This is a genomic window from Microbacterium paraoxydans (assembly GCF_019056515.1).
Classification (GTDB): Bacteria; Actinomycetota; Actinomycetes; order Actinomycetales; family Microbacteriaceae; genus Microbacterium.
In genome coordinates, this window is record NZ_CP064873.1 from 1,202,453 (window position 1) to 1,220,081 (window position 17,629).

The 17,629-nt window shown below is 71.4% G+C and carries 14 protein-coding genes and 1 tRNA gene; 9 read left to right on the plus strand and 6 right to left on the minus strand.

The window, feature by feature from the left end:
- Positions 1–27 precede the first annotated feature (27 nt).
- The gene (locus IZR02_RS05670) at positions 28–2,934 is read left to right on the plus strand and encodes a UPF0182 family membrane protein (RefSeq protein ID WP_025102983.1); all 2,907 of its coding nucleotides are present in this window, start codon (positions 28–30) and stop codon (positions 2,932–2,934) included.
- A 339-nt stretch (positions 2,935–3,273) separates the two neighbouring features.
- A complete protein-coding gene (locus IZR02_RS05675) occupies positions 3,274–4,116 on the plus strand; it encodes a universal stress protein (RefSeq protein ID WP_025102984.1) in 843 nt (280 codons plus the stop codon).
- Positions 4,117–4,131: 15 nt separating this feature from the next.
- On the opposite strand, the gene IZR02_RS05680 is transcribed toward IZR02_RS05675, so the two are convergent.
- The 4 genes from IZR02_RS05680 to IZR02_RS05695 form a co-directional block, all read right to left on the minus strand.
- Entirely contained in the window at positions 4,132–5,007 is an 876-nt protein-coding gene (locus tag IZR02_RS05680) for an aminoglycoside phosphotransferase family protein (protein ID WP_025102985.1), read from the minus strand.
- Between the two features lie 61 nt (positions 5,008–5,068).
- The gene (locus tag IZR02_RS05685; RefSeq protein ID WP_025102986.1) at positions 5,069–5,755 is read right to left on the minus strand and encodes a TMEM175 family protein; all 687 of its coding nucleotides are present in this window, start codon (positions 5,753–5,755) and stop codon (positions 5,069–5,071) included.
- A 24-nt stretch (positions 5,756–5,779) separates the two neighbouring features.
- A complete protein-coding gene (locus tag IZR02_RS05690) occupies positions 5,780–6,940 on the minus strand; it encodes a glutathione-independent formaldehyde dehydrogenase (RefSeq protein ID WP_025102987.1) in 1,161 nt (386 codons plus the stop codon).
- Between the two features lie 224 nt (positions 6,941–7,164).
- Positions 7,165–7,238 (minus strand) — tRNA-Met (locus tag IZR02_RS05695).
- A gap of 78 nt (positions 7,239–7,316) precedes the next feature.
- On the opposite strand from IZR02_RS05695, the gene IZR02_RS05700 reads away from it, so the two are divergent.
- Positions 7,317–8,126 carry a carbon-nitrogen hydrolase family protein gene (locus IZR02_RS05700; protein WP_029989311.1) on the plus strand — a complete coding sequence of 270 codons (810 nt, stop codon included), beginning with the start codon at positions 7,317–7,319 and terminating at the stop codon, positions 8,124–8,126.
- 10 nt (positions 8,127–8,136) lie between these two features.
- On the opposite strand, the gene IZR02_RS05705 is transcribed toward IZR02_RS05700, so the two are convergent.
- Positions 8,137–9,339 carry an aminotransferase class I/II-fold pyridoxal phosphate-dependent enzyme gene (locus tag IZR02_RS05705; RefSeq protein ID WP_025102988.1) on the minus strand — a complete coding sequence of 401 codons (1,203 nt, stop codon included), beginning with the start codon at positions 9,337–9,339 and terminating at the stop codon, positions 8,137–8,139.
- Positions 9,340–9,434: 95 nt separating this feature from the next.
- On the opposite strand from IZR02_RS05705, the gene IZR02_RS05710 reads away from it, so the two are divergent.
- The 3 genes from IZR02_RS05710 to IZR02_RS05720 are packed head-to-tail and all read left to right on the plus strand — an operon-like array spanning position 9,435 to position 13,741.
- Positions 9,435–11,009: a S1C family serine protease gene (locus tag IZR02_RS05710; RefSeq protein ID WP_029989186.1), complete on the plus strand. Its 1,575-nt coding sequence runs from the start codon at positions 9,435–9,437 to the stop codon at positions 11,007–11,009.
- 45 nt (positions 11,010–11,054) lie between these two features.
- Entirely contained in the window at positions 11,055–12,308 is a 1,254-nt protein-coding gene (locus IZR02_RS05715; RefSeq protein ID WP_025102990.1) for a CDP-glycerol glycerophosphotransferase family protein, read from the plus strand.
- On the plus strand, positions 12,305–13,741 hold the full coding sequence (locus IZR02_RS05720; protein ID WP_025102991.1) for a CDP-glycerol glycerophosphotransferase family protein: 1,437 nt from the start codon (positions 12,305–12,307) through the stop codon (positions 13,739–13,741). The genes IZR02_RS05715 and IZR02_RS05720 overlap by 4 nt, the downstream gene beginning before the upstream one ends.
- Positions 13,742–13,751: 10 nt before the next feature.
- Here the strand turns inward: IZR02_RS05720 and IZR02_RS05725 are convergent, their stop codons facing one another.
- On the minus strand, positions 13,752–14,777 hold the full coding sequence (locus IZR02_RS05725) for a glycosyltransferase family 2 protein (RefSeq protein WP_051582201.1): 1,026 nt from the start codon (positions 14,775–14,777) through the stop codon (positions 13,752–13,754).
- Positions 14,778–14,926: 149 nt separating this feature from the next.
- Here IZR02_RS05725 and IZR02_RS05730 point away from each other — a divergent pair, with 149 nt between their 5' ends.
- From IZR02_RS05730 to IZR02_RS05740, 3 genes are read left to right on the plus strand one after another with little or no spacing between them, the layout of a single operon-like run.
- Positions 14,927–16,210, plus strand: a complete 1,284-nt coding sequence (locus tag IZR02_RS05730) for a CDP-glycerol glycerophosphotransferase family protein (RefSeq protein ID WP_025102993.1) — start codon at positions 14,927–14,929, stop codon at positions 16,208–16,210.
- Positions 16,207–16,977 (plus strand): biotin--[acetyl-CoA-carboxylase] ligase, encoded by a 771-nt coding sequence (locus IZR02_RS05735; RefSeq protein WP_025102994.1) that lies wholly within the window; start codon positions 16,207–16,209, stop codon positions 16,975–16,977. The genes IZR02_RS05730 and IZR02_RS05735 overlap by 4 nt, the downstream gene beginning before the upstream one ends.
- A 58-nt stretch (positions 16,978–17,035) precedes the next feature.
- Positions 17,036–17,584: a PH domain-containing protein gene (locus IZR02_RS05740; RefSeq protein WP_025102995.1), complete on the plus strand. Its 549-nt coding sequence runs from the start codon at positions 17,036–17,038 to the stop codon at positions 17,582–17,584.
- Positions 17,585–17,629: the final 45 nt, after the last annotated feature.

The following is a 17,629-nucleotide window of genomic DNA, read 5'->3' on the forward strand; positions in this document are numbered from 1 at the left end:
ACAGCGAGCGGTGCCTAGGATGGAGGGGTGACCTCGACCCCAGCCCAGCCCCCGGCCACGCCTCGAACCTCCCGACGCATCCTCGGAATCTCCCTGGTGATCATCGCCGCGCTCATCGCGGCGTTCTTCGTCTTCGCGTCGCTCTACACCGAATTCCTCTGGTTCGACCAGGTCGGGTTCACCGGCGTGCTCACCACGCAGTGGATCGCGACGGCGGTGATGTTCGTCGTCGGCTTCCTCGGCATGGCCGTGCCGCTGTTCGTCGTCATCCAGCTCGCGTACCGGCTCCGCCCGGTCTACGTCCGGCTGAGCTCGCAGCTCGACCGCTACCAGGAGGTCATCGAGCCGCTGCGGCGCCTGGCGATGTGGGGCATGCCCATCTTCTTCGGCCTCTTCGCGGGGTTCGCGGCAGCGGGCAACTGGAAGACCGTGTGGCTGTGGGCCAACGGCGTCGCCACCGGTGAGGTCGACCCGCAGTTCAAGGTCGACACCGGCTTCTACATGTTCGCGATGCCGTTCTACTCGATCCTCCTCGCGTTCGTCTCGGCGGTCCTGCTGCTCAGCCTCCTCGTCACCGCACTCGTGTCCTACCTCTACGGCTCGGTGCGCGTCGGCCAGGGCGAGCTGCGCATCTCCAAGCCGGCCCGCATCCAGCTCGCGGTCATCGCGGGTCTCTACCTGCTCGTGCAGGCGGCGAGCCTGTGGCTGGACCGCTACAAGACCCTCGTCGAGCCGGACGACCGCATCACGGGTGCCGCCTACACCGGCGCCAACGCGACCATCCCCGGCCTCGGCATCCTCGCGATCATCGCCGCCGTCGTCGCCATCCTCTTCTTCGTCACGGCCGTCATCGGCCGCTGGCGCTTCCCGCTCGCGGCGACCGCGCTGCTGATCGTGGCCTCGCTCGTCATCGGCATCGGCTACCCGTGGGTGGTCACCACCTTCCAGGTCAAGCCGAACCAGAACGCCTACCAGGCCGAGTACTACCAGCGGAACATCGACGGCACGAAGGAGGCCTACGGCGTCGCCGACCTGGAGACCACGGCCTTCGAGGCCGAGACCGACGCCGAGGCGGGGCAGCTCCGCGCCGACGCCGAGACCACCGCGTCGATCCGCATCATGGACCCGAAGGTCATCCCGCCGACGGTCCGTCAGCTCGAGCAGTACCGCGGCTACTACCAGTTCCAGACGACCATGGACGTCGACCGCTACGAGATCGACGGCGTGAAGCAGGACACCGTCGTCTCCGTCCGTGACCTCGACATGTCGGGCCTCGGCGACGGCGATAACTGGAACAACCGCGTCGCGGTCTACACGCACGGCTACGGCCTCGTCGCCGCGGCGGGCAACCAGCGCACGACCGACGGCGAGCCCGTCTTCCTCGAGCGCGGCATCCCGACCTCGGGCTTCCTGTCCGAGCAGGGCGACTTCGAGCCGCGGGTCTACTTCGGCGAGAACTCCCCGGAGTACTCCATCGTCGGCGCCCCCGAGGGGGCCGACCCGGTCGAGATCGACTACCCGCGGGGCAAGGACGGCTCGAGCGAGACGAAGACGACGTTCTCCGGGAACGGCGGGCCGAAGATCGGCGACAGCTTCACCAAGCTGCTCTACGCGCTCAAGTTCCAGTCGGAGCAGATCCTGTTCTCGAACCTCGTCAACGAGGACTCCCAGATCCTCTACGACCGCGACCCGAAGACCCGCGTGCAGAAGGTCGCGCCGTACCTCGAGCTCGACAGCGACCCGTACCCGAGCGTCGTGGACGGCCGCATCGTCTGGATCGTGGACGGCTACACGACGAGCTCGACCTACCCGTACTCGACGAGCGTGAGCCTGTCCGACGCGATCGCCGACTCGAACGTGCCGACGCCGTCGCTCGCGATCGACGACATCAACTACATCCGCAACTCGGTCAAGGCCACGGTCGACGCCTACGACGGCTCGGTCACGCTGTACGCCTGGGACGAGGAGGACCCGGTCCTGAAGACCTGGCAGAAGGTCTACCCGTCCACCCTCAAGCCGATCAGCGAGATGTCCGGCGAGCTCATGAGCCACGTCCGGTACCCGACCGATCTGTTCAAGGTGCAGCGCGACATCCTCGGCATCTACCACGTCGACAAGGCCGGCTCGTTCGCCCAGCAGGACAACCGCTGGCAGACGCCGAACGACCCGCGCAGCGACGCGATGCTGCAGCCGCCGTACTACCTGACCATGCAGATGCCGGGTCAGGACGAACCGCGGTTCTCGATGTTCTCCACGTTCATCCCGGCCTCCCAGGGCGCGGGTGGCAGCCGTGACGTGCTGATGGGCTACCTCGCCGTCGACTCCGATGCCGGCGCCGAGAAGGGCGTGAAGGCCGAGGGGTACGGGCAGCTGCGCATGCTCGAGATCGACACCGACACCACGGTGCCCGGTCCCGGTCAGGTGCAGAACACCTACAACTCCGACACGGCCGTGGTCCCGCAGCTCAACCTGCTCCAGCAGGGGGAGTCCGAGGTCATCTACGGCAACCTGCTGACCCTGCCCGTCGGTGGCGGTCTGCTCTACGTCCAGCCGGTCTACGTGCAGTCGTCCGAGGGGACGCAGCTGCCGCGTCTGCAGAAGGTGCTCGTCGCCTTCGGTGACCGGGTGGCCTTCGAGAACACGCTCACCGAGGCGCTGGACACGCTGTTCGGCGGCGACTCCGGAGCGACCGGTGGTGACGACGAGGTCGAACCCACCGATCCGGGCACGACCGATCCCGACACCGGCGAGACGCCGACCACGCCGACGCCGACGGACGAGCAGGCCGATGCCCTGGCGAAGGCGCAGCAGGCGCTGCTCGACCGCCAGGCGGCTCTCGCCGAGGGCGACCTGGAGAAGTTCGGCGAGGCGGACAAGCGCCTCACCGCGGCCGTCGAGAAGCTCCTGGAGCTGGAGGCCGCCGCGGGAGAGTGATCCTCCCACGCACACGAAAGGGCACCCCCACGCGGGGTGCCCTTTCGCATTCCCGGAACCCGTGGTGCGCCGGAAGCCGGTCCGCCGCACCAGGCGCTCGCGCGAGATCAGGCGCCACCCTGCACGCGAGCCTGATTCCGCGCGGGTGCCTGGTTGCGCGCGTGGCGCGGCGGGACAGGCGTTCTCGCGGCATCAGGCGGGCGCGCGAGGTCAGGCGCCCTCTGGGCAGGAAGCCTGAACCGGCGCGCGTGCCTGAGCTGGCGGAGGGTTTTGTCCGGGACGGACCGTCGCGCGGGGAGGGGGTGGCATGGGAGGGTGGAGGGGAACAGGGAGGGTGTCGTGGCTGAGCGCATCGTTGTGGGAGTGGTGGACACGTCGGCGGGACGACGAGCACTGGAATGGGCCGCGCACCGCGCCCGGTCGCGGAAGGCCTCGCTGCTCCTCGCGAGCGTCGTCGGGGGAGCGGTCGGCGCCGTCGGGGAGGGCCCTGTGGTCGACGCTGCGATCGCGGCGGCGCGGAGTCTGCTGGAGGAGCACGCGGAGACGCTGAAGGATCAGGGCCTGGACGTCGACATCGTCGTGCTCCGCGGCGACCCTGTCCGTCAGCTCGTCTCGACCACCGCGGGCGCGAACCTCCTCGTGATCGGCAGCGACTTCCGTCCCGATGACGCGGACAGCCCGCGGCGCGGGGCCCACGGGCTGCGCATCGTCGCCGACTCCTCCTGCCCGGTCGTAGTGATCCCCGACATCGAGACGAGCGACCGTCGCAGTGTGGTCGTCGGGGTGGACGGGTCTCCGATCTCGGAAGCCGCCGTCGCCTTCGCCGCTGCCGAAGCCGACCGTCTCGGCGAGCCCCTCGTCGCGGTGACGGTATGGACTCCCGTCCCCCTCCCGCGCGGAGCGAGGGCGTATCCCGAGCAGTACCTCTCCTCCATGCAGGAGCTGTCCGAGGAGACCCTCGCCGTCGCTCTCGGCGGATTGCGCTCGACCTATCCGGATCTCGAGATCCAGCCCCGAGTCGAACGCGGATATCCGTCCGAGGTCATCAACCGCGCCGCCGCCACCGCGAGCCTCGCCGTGGTCGGCTCGCACGGGCGGGGCGCGGTCGCCCGCTTCCTGCTCGGCTCCATCAGCCACGAGGTGCTCGCCGCGCTCGTGGCGCCCACCGCCGTCGTGCGCTGACCGGGGGCCGCAGGCCTAGAGCGGGCTGGTCAGCACCTTGTGGAGCACGCGTCGGCTGTCGTCGCCGCCCGGCCCTGACCCGTCGGAGAGAGTCACCAGGGCCTTCCAGAGTGCCCAGCCGCGAGCCCGTCGCCAGGTCGCGGCATCGAGGTCGACGGCGTCGCGGAACGTATCGCGCGCGTCCCCGTCGAAGTACGTCCATGCCATGACGAGGTCGCACGCCGGATCGCCGACGCCGCAGGTGCCGAAGTCGATCATGGCCGACAGGCGGCCGTCGCTGACGAGCAGGTTGCCGACGGCGACGTCGCCGTGGAACCAGACCGGCGAGGACTCCCACGCGCTGCTCGTCGCGTCGAGCCAGACGCTCCGGCAGAGTTCCGCGTCCAGGATGCCGTCAAGCCGCTGGAGCGCGGCGTGGACCTCATCGCTGTAGACGCTCGGATGCGAACCGCGGAAGAACGAGTGCCGACCGGCCGCCCAGCCCGCGTCCACGGGCAGGGATCTCACGGTGCGGAGAAGAGCCCCGAGATCGACGGCGAGGCGAACGCGATCGAGACCCGCGGCGCGCTCGACGGTGTCGCCGTCGAGCCACCGGCGGATCGACCACGGAAACGGGTAGCCCGGGCCTGGCGCCCCCAGCGCCACGACGGAGGGAACGGCGACGGGAAGCCTTCCGTCGAGGAACTCGAGCGCTCCGCTCTCCTTCGGCACGGCCGCGGCGTAGGCCTCGGCACGAGGAAGTCGCACCGACAACTCGTCGCCGAGACGGAACGTCCTGTTGTCCCATCCCTGACGCGCCACGGCGCGGACGGGCAGGTGCGCCCAGCGGGGGAACTGCTCCGCGATGAGGTCGGCGACGAGCCGCTCATCGATGTCGACCGGTCGGTTCACCCCTCGATACTCGCAGACGACGGCTCGACCGGCCTCCGAGCACCGGGATGGGGCGCACGCTCTAACGGCGGGACAAGGAGAACAGCCGGGGCCCCTCGTCGTGACTGTGGCTCGTGAAGCCGTAGAACGCCGGGAGGAGCAGGAAGACGATCGACGCGACGAGCGGGTGTACGGCGACGCCGAGAACCCCGGCGGCGAGGTACAGGGCGACTCCGATGAGCGCGCGCGGGCGCTCGTGGGCGAAGTAGGAGTCGTCGACGTCGTCCTGCGTGAGGTCGGGGTGACGAGCCAGGTACGAGAAGAAGACCAGCCACGCGGAGCACAGCAGAGCCCCGACGAGAGCGTAGAGCGCCACGGCGACCCGCTCGTCTGCGAGATTCCCGGTCCTCGCCGTCTCCGCGATCACCGCGGTGGGCCAGGGGACGAGCGCGAGAGTGGCGAGGATGCCGAGGTTGGCCCACTGCAGGCCGCGGTCCATCACCCGGATCCGTGTGAAGGCGGCCTTGTGGTTCAGCCAGATCACCGCGAGATAGACGTACGAGCCGGCGTACGCCAGATAGGTCGGCCACTCCTCGAGGAGGGCGGGCAGCAGCTCGCCCTCCTCGGCTCGGGGAGGTCGGAGATCGAGCACGAGCAGCGTGATGACGATGGCGATGATCGCATCGCTGAACGCGACCGCGCGGCCGGGATCCGCACGTCCCCCGGCACGCGCCGGCGAGCGCCGGTCCCGTCGGCCGTCCGTGTCCATCCTCGTCACCCCGCACCCGTCGGGTCACGCCGCCGTCGAAGTGCGATCCGGGTGCAGCACGACCTTCGTCCAGCCGTCGTCCCGATTGTCGAAGTGCTCGTACGCCTGCGGTGCCTCTTCGAGAGGCAGATCGTGGCTGACCACGCGGGAGGGCGTCGCCTTGCCGCCGGCGATCAGGTCGCGCAGTCGTCGGTTGTACTTCTTCACCGGACACTGACCGCTCCCGAGCTTCTGGCCGCGGAACCAGAACTCCCCGAAGTCGAAGGCGAGCTTGCCCTGCTTCGCCAGCTCATCCGTGGCGCCCGGGTCCTGCGGGATGAACACTCCCACGACGCCGATCTCGCCCGTGAACCGGACCGACCTCACGAGCCGGTTCAGGGTGAGGGTCGGGTCCTCGGTGCCGCTCGGATCGTGCGCCTGATAGCCGACGCATTCGCAGCCGTTATCGGCGCCCAGGCCCATCGTCATCTCGTTGACCGCCTCGACGGGGTCCACCGCGGAGTCGTCGATGGCGATCGCGCCGAGCTCCTCGATCGTGCGCAGGCGGTCGGGATGCCGGTCCACGACCATGACCTTTCCGGCCCCCTTGAGGATCGCGGAGTAGGCGGCCATGTAGCCGACGGGGCCCGCGCCGTAGATCACGGTCTGGTCCCCGGGCTTCACGTGGGCGAGCTCCGTGGCGTGATAGCCGGTGGGGAAGATGTCCGCGAGCATCACGTAGTCGTTCTGCTTCTCCTCGGCGTCCTCTCCCAGGCGGAGACAGTTGAAGTCGCCCCACGGCACCCGGAGGAGCTCGGCCTGACCGCCGGCCCACGGCCCCATGTCGGCGAAGCCGTAGGCGGCTCCCGCCCACTCCGGGACGGGCTGCGCGGTGAGACAGTAGTTGGTGAACCCGCGCTCGCAGTTCTTGCAGTGCCCGCAGGCGACGTTGAAGGGCAGCGCGACGTAGTCGCCGACCTTCACCTTGTCGACGCCCTCGCCGACCTCGATGACCTCGCCGAGGTTCTCATGGCCGAACCATCGGCCGGTCTCGAAACTCGTCCGGCCCTCGTACATGTGCAGGTCCGAACCGCAGATGTTCGTCGTGGTGATGCGCACGAGCACGTCGGTGGGGCGTTCGATACGGGCATCCGGTACATCGGTGACGCTCACCGTATGCGGGCCTTCGTACACTACTGCTCTCATGTCCTCTTCCTTTCCGTCCCGGGCAGGCCATCACGTTTCGGCTCTGCCGCTGAGCCGGGCCATCGTGGCTCCGCGGCGGTGCGTGACGGAGGGCCTTCCCAGATCCGGGGCGGGGGAGGAGAATGCGGGAAGCGCGCGGCGAGAGTGGCCGACCCGCGGTGACGCCGGACATGCGAAAGGCCCTCCGGCCTGGGATTTCTCCCGGCCAGAGGGCCTTTCATTTGTTGCGGGGACAGGATTTGAACCTGCGACCTCCGGGTTATGAGCCCGGCGAGCTACCGAACTGCTCCACCCCGCGGCACAAGAGATAACTTATCACGGATCCGGGGAGCCGTCGAATCGAGCGCGGCGGCAGCGGGTGCGAGAGGATGGCGTCATGTCTGAGAACACCGCCGTGCCCGTCGCCGTGTGCCAGTTCGCCCCCACGGATTCCCGCGAGGCCAACCGGGAACGGATCGCGGAGCTGGCGACGGAGGCCGCGCGCCTCGGGGCGAAGCTGATCGTGTTCCCCGAGTACTCGAGCTACTTCGTCGACCCGATGGACGAACGCCTCGCGGCGAATGCGGAGGGTCTCGACGGCGAGTTCGTGACCGGGCTGATCGGTCTGGCCGCGGAGCTCGCCGTCGTCATCGTCGCGGGCGTCACGGAGAGGGCCTCGGACGAGGGGCGCGTGCGCAACAGCGTCGTCGCCGTGCGCGGCGACGGCATCCTCGCGGTCTACCGGAAGCAGCACCTCTACGACGCGTTCGGGCAGACCGAGTCGGACTGGGTGGAGCCGGGGGAGATCGGCGAGCCCGCGGTGTTCGAGGTCGGCGGACTGCGCTTCGGGCTGATGACCTGCTACGACCTGCGGTTCCCCGAGCTGTCGCGGCTTCTCGCGGTCGCCGGTGCCGATGCGCTCGTGGTGCCCGCGGAGTGGGTGCGCGGACCGCTCAAGGAGCAGCACTGGACCACCCTGCTCGCCGCGCGGGCCATCGAGAACACGGTGTTCGTGATCGCCGCCGACCACCCGGCGCCGATCGGCGTGGGCCACTCGCGCATCGTCGACCCGCAGGGCGTCGTCCGCGCCGGCATCGGCTCCGAGCCCGGAGTGGCCCTCGGCGTGGTCGACGGCGCGGCGATCGCCCGCGTCCGTGCGACCAATCCCTCGCTGCGGGCCCGCCGCTACGCTGTGGTGCCGCGCTGACCGGACCCGCTCACGGGTTCAGGCCGGCGAGGCGCGCCGCCGCCTCCTCGAGGACATCGATGCGCTTGCACGCCGCGAAACGCACGAGCCCCGCGTACGCCGAGCGCTGCGCGGGGGACACGAAGGCAGTGAGCGGGATCGCGACGACGCCGGCCCGGTCAGGAAGCGTGCGGCAGAAGCCCGCCGCATCGGCGCCGCCGAGCGCCGTCGCATCGGCCACCGTGAAGTAGCCGCCCTGCGGTGCGTGGACCGTGAAGCCGGCGGCGCGGAGACCGTCGCCGAGGATCGCGTGCTTGCGGGCGAGCACGGCTGCCGCGTCCGTGAAGAACGCGTCGTCGAGGCGGAGCCCGACGGCGACGGCGGGCTGGAAGGGGGCGCCGTTGACGTAGGTGAGGTACTGCTTGACGGTCAGGACGGCCGTGATGAGTGCGGCGGGGCCGTGCACCCAGCCGATCTTCCACCCCGTGGTCGAGAAGGTCTTCCCCGCCGATGAGATGGTGAGCGTCCGCTCCGCGGCACCGGGCAGGGTGGCGATCGGGACGTGCGGGGCGTCGAAGGTGAGGTGCTCGTACACCTCGTCGGTGACGATCACGGCGTCGTGCCGCGCGGCCAGGCGCACCACCTCGCGGCGCACCTCCTCGTCGAAGACGGCTCCGGTGGGGTTGTGCGGGTCGTTGACGAGGATGATCCTGGTCCGGTCCGTGACGGCCTCCGCCAGCTGATCCAGGTCGGGCTGGAACCCGGGCGCCCGCAGGGGCACCGTCCGGAGCCGGGCACCCGCGAGCGCCACCGCGGCGGCGTACGAGTCGTAGTAGGGCTCGAAGACGACGACCTCGTCCTCCGACCCGTCGATGAGGGCGAGCAGGGTCGCGGTGAGGGCCTCGGTGGCGCCGGCCGTCACGATGACCTCGGTGCCCGGGTCCACCTCGAGTCCGTAGAACCGCCGTTGGTGCTCGGCGATGGCCGTCAGGAGGTCGGGGAACCCGCGTCCCGGCGGGTACTGGTTGACCCCGTCGGCGATCGCGGCGCGTGCGGCGTCGAGCACCGCCTCCGGGCCGTCCTCATCCGGGAAGCCCTGCCCCAGGTTGATGGCTCCGGTTCTGACCGCCGCGGCGGACATCTCTGCGAAGATGGTGGGCGCGACGGTTCCGTCCGCGTCGAGCAGACCGGCACCGGCCGCCGTGCGACGCCATGCGCCGGGGATGACACTCATGAAGAACAGGCTAAGGCCATAGCGGAAACTCACGCTGGGCATAAGGAACGCACAGGGATGCGGGGCATCCTGGAGGGGCGTTGAAGGAGCACACCATGAACCAGGACAACCCGCAGGACCGCCCGGCACCGGCGTCGGACGACGCCGTGTCGGCCGGACACACCCCCCAGACCCCTCAGACCCCCGAGGCCGCGCCGAGCGCGCCGTCTCCGGCCGCCGACGGCACCCCTGCGCCGGGCGCTCCGGCCGCTTCCGGCCCGATCGCCCCGCAGGGCCACCACATGCCGCCGACGTTCGCGTCGCACGCCGCCGGCACCCCGACCGTGGCACCCGTGCCGCACGGGCTGGCCGCGCCCGGTCCCGCCGCGGCGGGCGTCCCCGGTGCCGCATTCGGCGTCCCGGCGCAGGACACCCGGCCGCTCGACGGCACCGTGCCGCCGGCCGAGCAGGCCCCCGCGGCCACGAAGGAGAAGTCGCGCGGCGGCACCCGCGTGGCGGCGTTCATCGTCGCGGCCGCCCTCGTCGGCGGCGTCGCCGGATTCGGCGGCGGCGCCCTGCTCACCGGGCTGCAGGACTCCCCGTCCTCCGGCACCGCCCAGGGCCCGCAGACCGTCACCGTCAACAACCCCGGCTCGGTCAACGAGACCACTGCCGTCGCGACCGAGGCCCTGCCCTCCGTCGTCACCATCGAGGTGGCCGGATCGCAGGAGGCCGGCAGCGGCTCGGGCGTCATCATCAGCAAGGACGGCTACGTCCTCACCAACACCCATGTGGTCACCCTCGGTGGGGCGGCGGCCGATCCGACGATCCGCGTCACGACCTCCGACGGCCGTATCTACGACGCCACCGTGGTCGGCACGGACCCGATCTACGACCTCGCGGTGATCAAGCTCACCGACGCCGAGGGCCTCACGCCGATCGAGTTCGCGGACTCGTCGAAGCTCAACGTCGGCGACACCGCCGTCGCGCTCGGCGCCCCGCTGGGCCTGGCGAACTCCGTCACCACGGGCATCGTGAGCGCGCTGAACCGCAGCATCCAGATCGCCTCGTCCGCGCTTCCCGACTCCTCCTCCGAGGACGCCCCGCAGCAGCAGGCGCCGGAGGACGGGCAGAGCGAAGGGCCGTTCCAGTTCGATCTGCCCGGGAACAGCGGGCAGCAGGCCACCGAGTCGATCTCGATCGCCGTGATCCAGACGGATGCCGCGATCAACCACGGGAACTCGGGCGGCGCCCTCGTCAACAGCAAGGGCGAGCTGATCGGCATCAACGTCGCCATCGCGAGCTCGGGCAGCTCCGAGGAGTCGGGCTCGATCGGCATCGGCTTCGCCATCCCGTCCAACATCGCCAAGCGCGTCGCGGACGAGATCATCGCCGACGGCGCGGCCACCCACGGTCTGCTCGGCGCATCGGTCCGCGATGCCTCCGGCGTCGAGGGCGCGACCGAGGCCGGTGCGTACATCGCCGAGGTCACCGACGGGGGCGCGGCCGCGGCCGCCGGTCTCCAGGCCGGCGACGTCGTGACGAACTTCAACGGGGTGCCGATCACGAGCGCGACCGACCTGACCGCTCAGGTCCGCGCGGCGGCAGCCGACAGCACGGCCGACGTGACCTACGTCCGCAACGGCAAGCAGAGTCAGATTGAGGTGACGCTCGGCACGCTCGCCGGCTGATCGCCCCGTCAGAGAAGGACGCCACCCGCGCGATAGGCTCGCCGGGTGGCGTCCTTCTCTTTCGGCACCGGCAACGCGGCCAAGCTGCTCCGGATCCCGCTGTACGCCCTCGGTCGCCTGGGCACGCTCGTCGTGCCGCGCGGCCGGCGCTGGGTCTTCGGCTGCGGCGCCGGCGTCGGCGACGGCGCTCTCGCCCTGCACCGGCATGCGGCAGCGGAGGGACATGACACCCTCTGGCTGACCGGGTCGGCGCGCGAAGCGGCCGACGCCGAGGCCCTCGGCCTGCGGACCGTCCCGCGGGGCGGCCTCCGCGGCTGGTGGGCCACCGCCCGTGCCGGCGTGCTGGTCGTGACGCACGGCCTCGGCGACGTGAACCGCTACGGCAACGGCGGTGCCTTCGTCGTGCAGCTCTGGCACGGCATCCCGCTCAAGCGCATCGGACTCGACTCCCCGGCCACGACGCAGGTGCCTGCCGTCCCCGGCGCCCCGATTCTGCGGCGCCTCGTCGGGCTGCTGTACCGCGGCGCCGCGCAACGGATCCGCGTGCTCCCCGCGGCGTCGCACCGGGCCAGGGCACGCCTCGAGTCCGCGTTCGGACTGAGCGACGACCGGGTCGTGGTCACGGGGGAGCCGCGCGTCGACGTGCTGTCGATCGGCGCACCCCAGGAACGCCGCGCCCACGCACGGGCTCTGCTCGCCGAGGCCGTGGGTGCGATCGGCGACGCCGACCGCGTCGTGCTCTATGCCCCGACGTGGCGGGACGGCGCCCCCGACCCGTCCGTGCCGACGGCCGAGGAATGGATGCGGATCATCCGGGTGCTGGAGGAGCACGACGCCGTCCTGCTCGTGCGCTCTCATCCGCTCGGCGACGGCAGCTACGCGCCGCCCCTGCCGACGACACGGGTGCGGGCGCTGCCCAGCACGGTCGTCAGCGATGTCACGCCGCTCCTTCCTGCCGTCGACATCCTCATCACCGACTACTCCTCGCTCGCCTACGACGTGGGCCTCCTCGCCATGCCGGTCGTCTTCCTCGCGCCGGATGTGGCGGAGTACGCCCGGACCCGCGGTTTCTACGGCCGCTTCGAGGAGGTCGCCGCGTCGGGCGTCGCGACCGGGTGGGAGCCCGCACTCGCGCGGCTGGCATCGCTGCTGGGCGACGCGGCCGCGTTCGACGAGGCCGCCGGGCGTTCCGCTACGCTCAGCGCGGAGATGCACGCGTTCCGCGACGGCCAGAACACCCGTCGGGTGTACCGCGCGATCCGTGCGCGGGGGGTCCCCGCGCCGAAGGGAGCAGAATGACGACGGCCCGCATCGATGACACGGCACAGGCGCTGGTCATCGCAGGGACCGGGGAGCGTCCGACGAGCGCCGAGCTCATCGGGCCGCGAGCGCGGGTGGAAGCCCGCCTCACCGGCGGGGGAAAGACCTGGAAGGCGACGTTCGCGCTCCGTGCGTCGCGATGGGGCGGTCCGGAGCTGCCTCTGCCATCCGGGGAGTACGAACTGCGCATCGAGGGCGTCGATCTGACGGCCCTCCGTCTCGCGCCGGTCGTGCTCCCGGGCGTGCGGATCGCCGTCGACGGCGCCGTCGCCCGCATCGGCGCTCCCCTCGACCCGGTGTACGACACGGCGGAGGGACGCTCCACGCTCGAGGAGCGGTACGTGGCGCAGGCCGGCGGCACGGAGAACGCCGTATTCTTCGAGAGCTTCTACGGCCGGAGCGTGGGCTGCAACCCGCGCGCCATCGACCGGGAACTCGCCCGGCGCGCCCCGCAGGTCCGCCGGTACTGGAGCGTCGTGGACCTGTCGGTCGAGGTGCCGGACGGCGCGATCGCGGTGATCGAGGGCAGCCCGGAATGGTGGCGTGCTCGCGGCGCCGCGCGGCTCCTGATCGTGAACGACTGGATGCGGCGCCGCTTCGTACGCAAGCCGGGGCAGAAGGTGCTGCAGACCTGGCACGGCACGCCTCTCAAGCGTCTGGCCCTGCACCGTCCCGGCTTCGACCCCCGCCGGATGGCGGCGGTGGTCAAGGAGTCGCGGCGGTGGGATGTGCTTCTGGCGCAGAACGCGTACGCCGCACGGATCCTCCGTAAGGCCTACGCGTTCTTCGGGCGGCCGATCTGGATCGACGGCTATCCGCGCAACGATGCGCTGCGCACGGGTGACCCGGTCGCGGTGCGCGCGGCGCTCGGCATCGGGGCGGACGAACGCGTCCTGCTCTACGCGCCGACCTGGCGGGACGACCGGGCGGAGATGGTCGACTTCGTCGATCCCGAGCTCCTGGCGCGGCAGACGAACGCGGTCGTGCTGGTGCGCGGTCACTCGCGCACGCTGGGGGAGGGCAGGGACCGTGCCGGCGCGCGGGTGATCGACGTGACCGGCTACCCCGAGACGTCGCAGCTCCTGCTCGCCGCCGACGCCCTCGTCACGGACTACTCCTCCGTCATGTTCGACTTCTCCGTCACCGGCAAGCCGATGTACTTCCTCGTGCCCGACCTCGACCACTACCGCGGCCAGCTCCGGGGCTTCTACTTCGACCTGGCGGAGCGGGCCCCCGGCCCTCTGGTCCGCACCCAGGACGAGCTCGTGGCGGCGATTGCGGACGAGGGCCACCGGGAGCGCTACGCCGAGCGCTACGCCGCCTGGCAGCGGCAGTTCAACGCGCTCGACGACGGCCGGGCCGCGCAGCGGGTGGTCGATCGGATCCTCGACCTCGGATTCGTCACGCCGTAGTCGTCGGAGGTCAGGGCAGCGGGGTGTTGCGCGTGCCGAGCCGGGACGCGTCCACGGTGTCGCCGGCTCCGCGCAGCACGCCCCCGAGGAATCCCAGGCCCCACGAGAGGTGCATGGTGGGCAGCACGAGCAGCGTCCACAGGCGCTGCCGCACGCCGCCCCCGCCCGGGGCGAGGGCCACGCCGATCACGAGCAGCACGTAGAGCGCGAGCGGGAGGTAGACCAGGCCCGCGGCGATGAGGGAGACCGTGCCGGACACGACCCCGGTGAGCTGCAGGATACCGAGCACGACGGCGAGCACGACGAACAGCAGGAGCACCGGCGGGGCGAAGTAGCGCAGACCGTTGCGGCGCCCGAAGCGGCGCACCAGCTCTCCTCGCCAGGCCCCCGTCGCGCGGAACTGCCTGGCCAGTCGCAGCCAGCTCTCCCGGGGCCAGTAGGTCACCGCCAGCTCGGGGTCGAACCATACGCGGTGACCGGCCTGACGGATGCGCAGGTTCAGCTCCCAGTCCTCGCCGCGGCGGATCGACTCGTCGAAGAGACCGACCTCGTCGAGGACCTCTCGTCTCATCACACCGAGGTAGGCCGACTCGGCCTCGCCCTCGACCCGGCCGCCGTGGTACGCGCCGCCGCCGAGGCCGACGGGGGAGTTGTACAGCCGGGCGACGGCCTTCTGGAACGGGGTGCGGCCCTCCGCGTGCATGACGCCGCCGACGTTGGCCGCTCCCGTGCGCTGCAGGGTCTGCAGGGCACGGGCGGCGTATCCGGGGGCGAGCTCGGAGTGCGCATCGACCCGGATGACGGTGCGGTAGCGGCTGGCCCGGATGGCGGCGTTGAGCCCGACGGGGATGTGCGCGGCGGGATTGTCCACCAGCCGGATCCGGTCGTCGGCGGCCGCGAGGCGGCGGGCGAGGTCGGTGGTGCCGTCCGACGACGGTCCCAGCGCGAGGACGAGCTCGGTCGGAACCCCCACCTCCTGGGCTAGCACCGAGGCGACGGCGTGCTCCAGGTAGGCGCGTTCGTTCAGCACCGGCATCACGAAGGACACCCCGGTGACGGGGGCGGGGATCCGTTGGCTGGCACACGTCGATCATGTCACGCGCGCCTCCCCGCGCTCTCCCAGGCGGAGCATCGGGACCCCGGGGCGCCCAGGGGGACGACAGCGGGACGAACTATCCTGGAGGGATGGGTGCACTGTCTGACGCGAACAAGGCCTATCGGCTCCTGCGACGGGCGCTCGCGTCCCGGTCCGCGGTGCAGCGCGTCCGTCGCCGCCTCGCGGCCCAGGAGCCCTATCCCGCCGATCACTTCCGGGTCGCGGTGTACTTCGCCGACGGCGCGGTGAACATGTACCAGATGCGCCAGTGGTACCGCCCGCTCGCCGCGCTCGCGGAGCGCTGGCCCGTCGTGGTGCTGGCCCGCCAGGCGACCGGAGCGGAGAAGCTCCTCGAGGAGGACGCGCCGCCCGTCGCCTTCGTGCCGACCGTGCGGGATCTCGAGCGTTTCCTCGCCACGCAGGACATCCGCGTCGTGCTGTACGTCAACCAGAACACCCGCAACTTCCAGATGTTCCGCTACGGCCGCCGCTGGCACGTGTTCATCAACCACGGCGAGTCCGACAAGATGTACATGACCACGAACCAGTACAAGGCGTACGACTACGCCTTCGTGGCCGGGCAGGCCGCCAGGGACCGCCTCTCGCGCACGCTGTGGGACTACGACGTGGAGCGCCGCACGATCGAGATCGGCCGTCCGCAGGCGGATCACTACTCGGGCTCCCTGCCGTACACCCCGGACGACCGCCTCGTCGTGCTCTATGCGCCGACCTGGGAGGGGGACCGCCCGAGCGCCCACTACGGCTCGATCGCGTCGCACGGCGAGCGGCTCGTCGCCCGACTGCTGGAGACCGGTCGTCACCGGGTGATCTACCGCCCGCATCCGCGGAGCGGCGTCGTCGACGACGCCTACGGGGCCGCCCATCGCCGGATCATCGCCGCCATCGCCGTAGCGAACGCGGCCGATCCCGCCGCTCAGCACGTGTACGACGACGGTGCGGAGCTGGGATGGCAGCTCGCGGCCGCCGACGTCGCCGTGGTCGACATCTCCGCGATGGTCTACGACCGGCTCGCGGCCGGGAAGCCGCTCATGATCACGCGCCCGGTCGACGACCGTGCGGCCGTCGACACCACCGGCTACCTCTCGGACTGCGAATGGCTGACCGCGGAGTCTGCGGACGACATCGTCGCCGAGCTCGAGCGCGTCCGGGCCGACGAGGCGGCGGTCGCCCGCCTGCAGATGTGGGTCCGCCACTACTTCGGGGACACGACGCCGGGGGTCGCCACGGAGAAGTTCCACGCCGCCGTCGACGGGCTCATGGCGGAGTGGGAGCGCTGGCGCGACCGCGAGATCGGCGCCGTCCGCGGCGACGAGGACGACGATGACGACGAGGCGGACGACGAGGACGTATGAGCACCGGGTTCCCGCGCGCCGCCGCGCTCGCACCGCGTCTCGAGGTCTTCGCCGCGACCGGATCGACGAATGCCGACCTCCGAGCGAAGGCGCACGACGCTCGCGCCTGGCCGCACCTCTCCGTCCTCCTCACCCGTGGCCAGACGGCGGGACGGGGGCGCCTCGACCGCCGCTGGACCGCTCCGGCGGGCACCGCGCTCGCGGTGTCGGTGCTCCTGCGCGACCTCCCGTCGGATCCCCGCGCCCGGGGATGGATCCCGCTCGCAGCCGGTGAGGCGATGACGGCCGCTGTCGCCGCGCAGCTCCCGGATGCCGAGGTGGCGCTCAAGTGGCCGAACGACGTGCTCGTCGACGGGCGCAAGATCTGCGGGATCCTCGCCGAGGCGGGCCCGGACGCGGTCATCGTGGGGGCGGGGGTCAACACGGCCATGGCGGCCGCCGAGCTCCCGGTGCCGACGGCCACGTCGTTCGCGGTGCACGACGTCGTCGCCGACGAGGACGCGCTGCTGCACGACTATCTCGGTGGGCTCGACGGGCACCTGCGCGCGCTCGCCGCCGCGGGAAGCGCGGTCACGAGCGGGCTGCGCGAGGCGGTGACGGCACGCTGCGCCACGATCGGACAGGCCGTGCGGGTGTCCCTCCCCGGCGGACGGATCCTCGAGGGCATGGCCGTCGGCATCGATGCGGAGGGGCGCCTGCTCGTCGCCGCGGAGGGGACCGCGCAGGCCGTCTCCGCGGGCGACGTCGTGCACGTGCGGCCCGCGTGACGCGGGGACACGCCGCCCCGCGGACGGCGTTGTCCGCGATCCCGGGCACAATGGGGGTGTGACCCAGCCCGTGACGCTCGGCGGAAGACCGCTGATGCCGCCGCCCGGCACCCCCGCCGAGGAGCTGCTCATCGCGCGCTTCCGCAGCCACGCGCGTCGCCTCTTCTGGTCTGCGCTGGTGCTCATCGCGGTCTTCGGGGTCACCGCGTACTTCTACGGCAACCTGCCGGCCGGGTTCGAGGACTGGATGCTGCTCGCCGCCGCCGGCCTCGTCGTCCTCGTGGCCGTCGTGATCCCCTTCATCGTCTGGTACTCGCGGACGACGACGATCACCACCCGTCGTGTGATCGCGGCGCAGGGGCTGGGTTCGCGGCATCGCCGGGAGATGTCCCACGCGCGCGGCTACACGATCGGCGTGCGCCGCGGTCCGCTCCAGCGGATGTGGGGCTGCGGCACGATCACGCTCTCCAACGGCGTCGACGCCCCGCTGCGCCTCGTCAACGTGCCCAACGTCACGCTCGTGCACGAGACGCTGGCCGACCAGATCGAGGTCGGCCAGATCCTGGCCCACCGCGACGCCCAGGCGAGCGGCGACGACCTGTCCTGACCCGCCGGGGGCGTCCCCGGTGCCCGAGCGTTTCCGGTGCCCTCG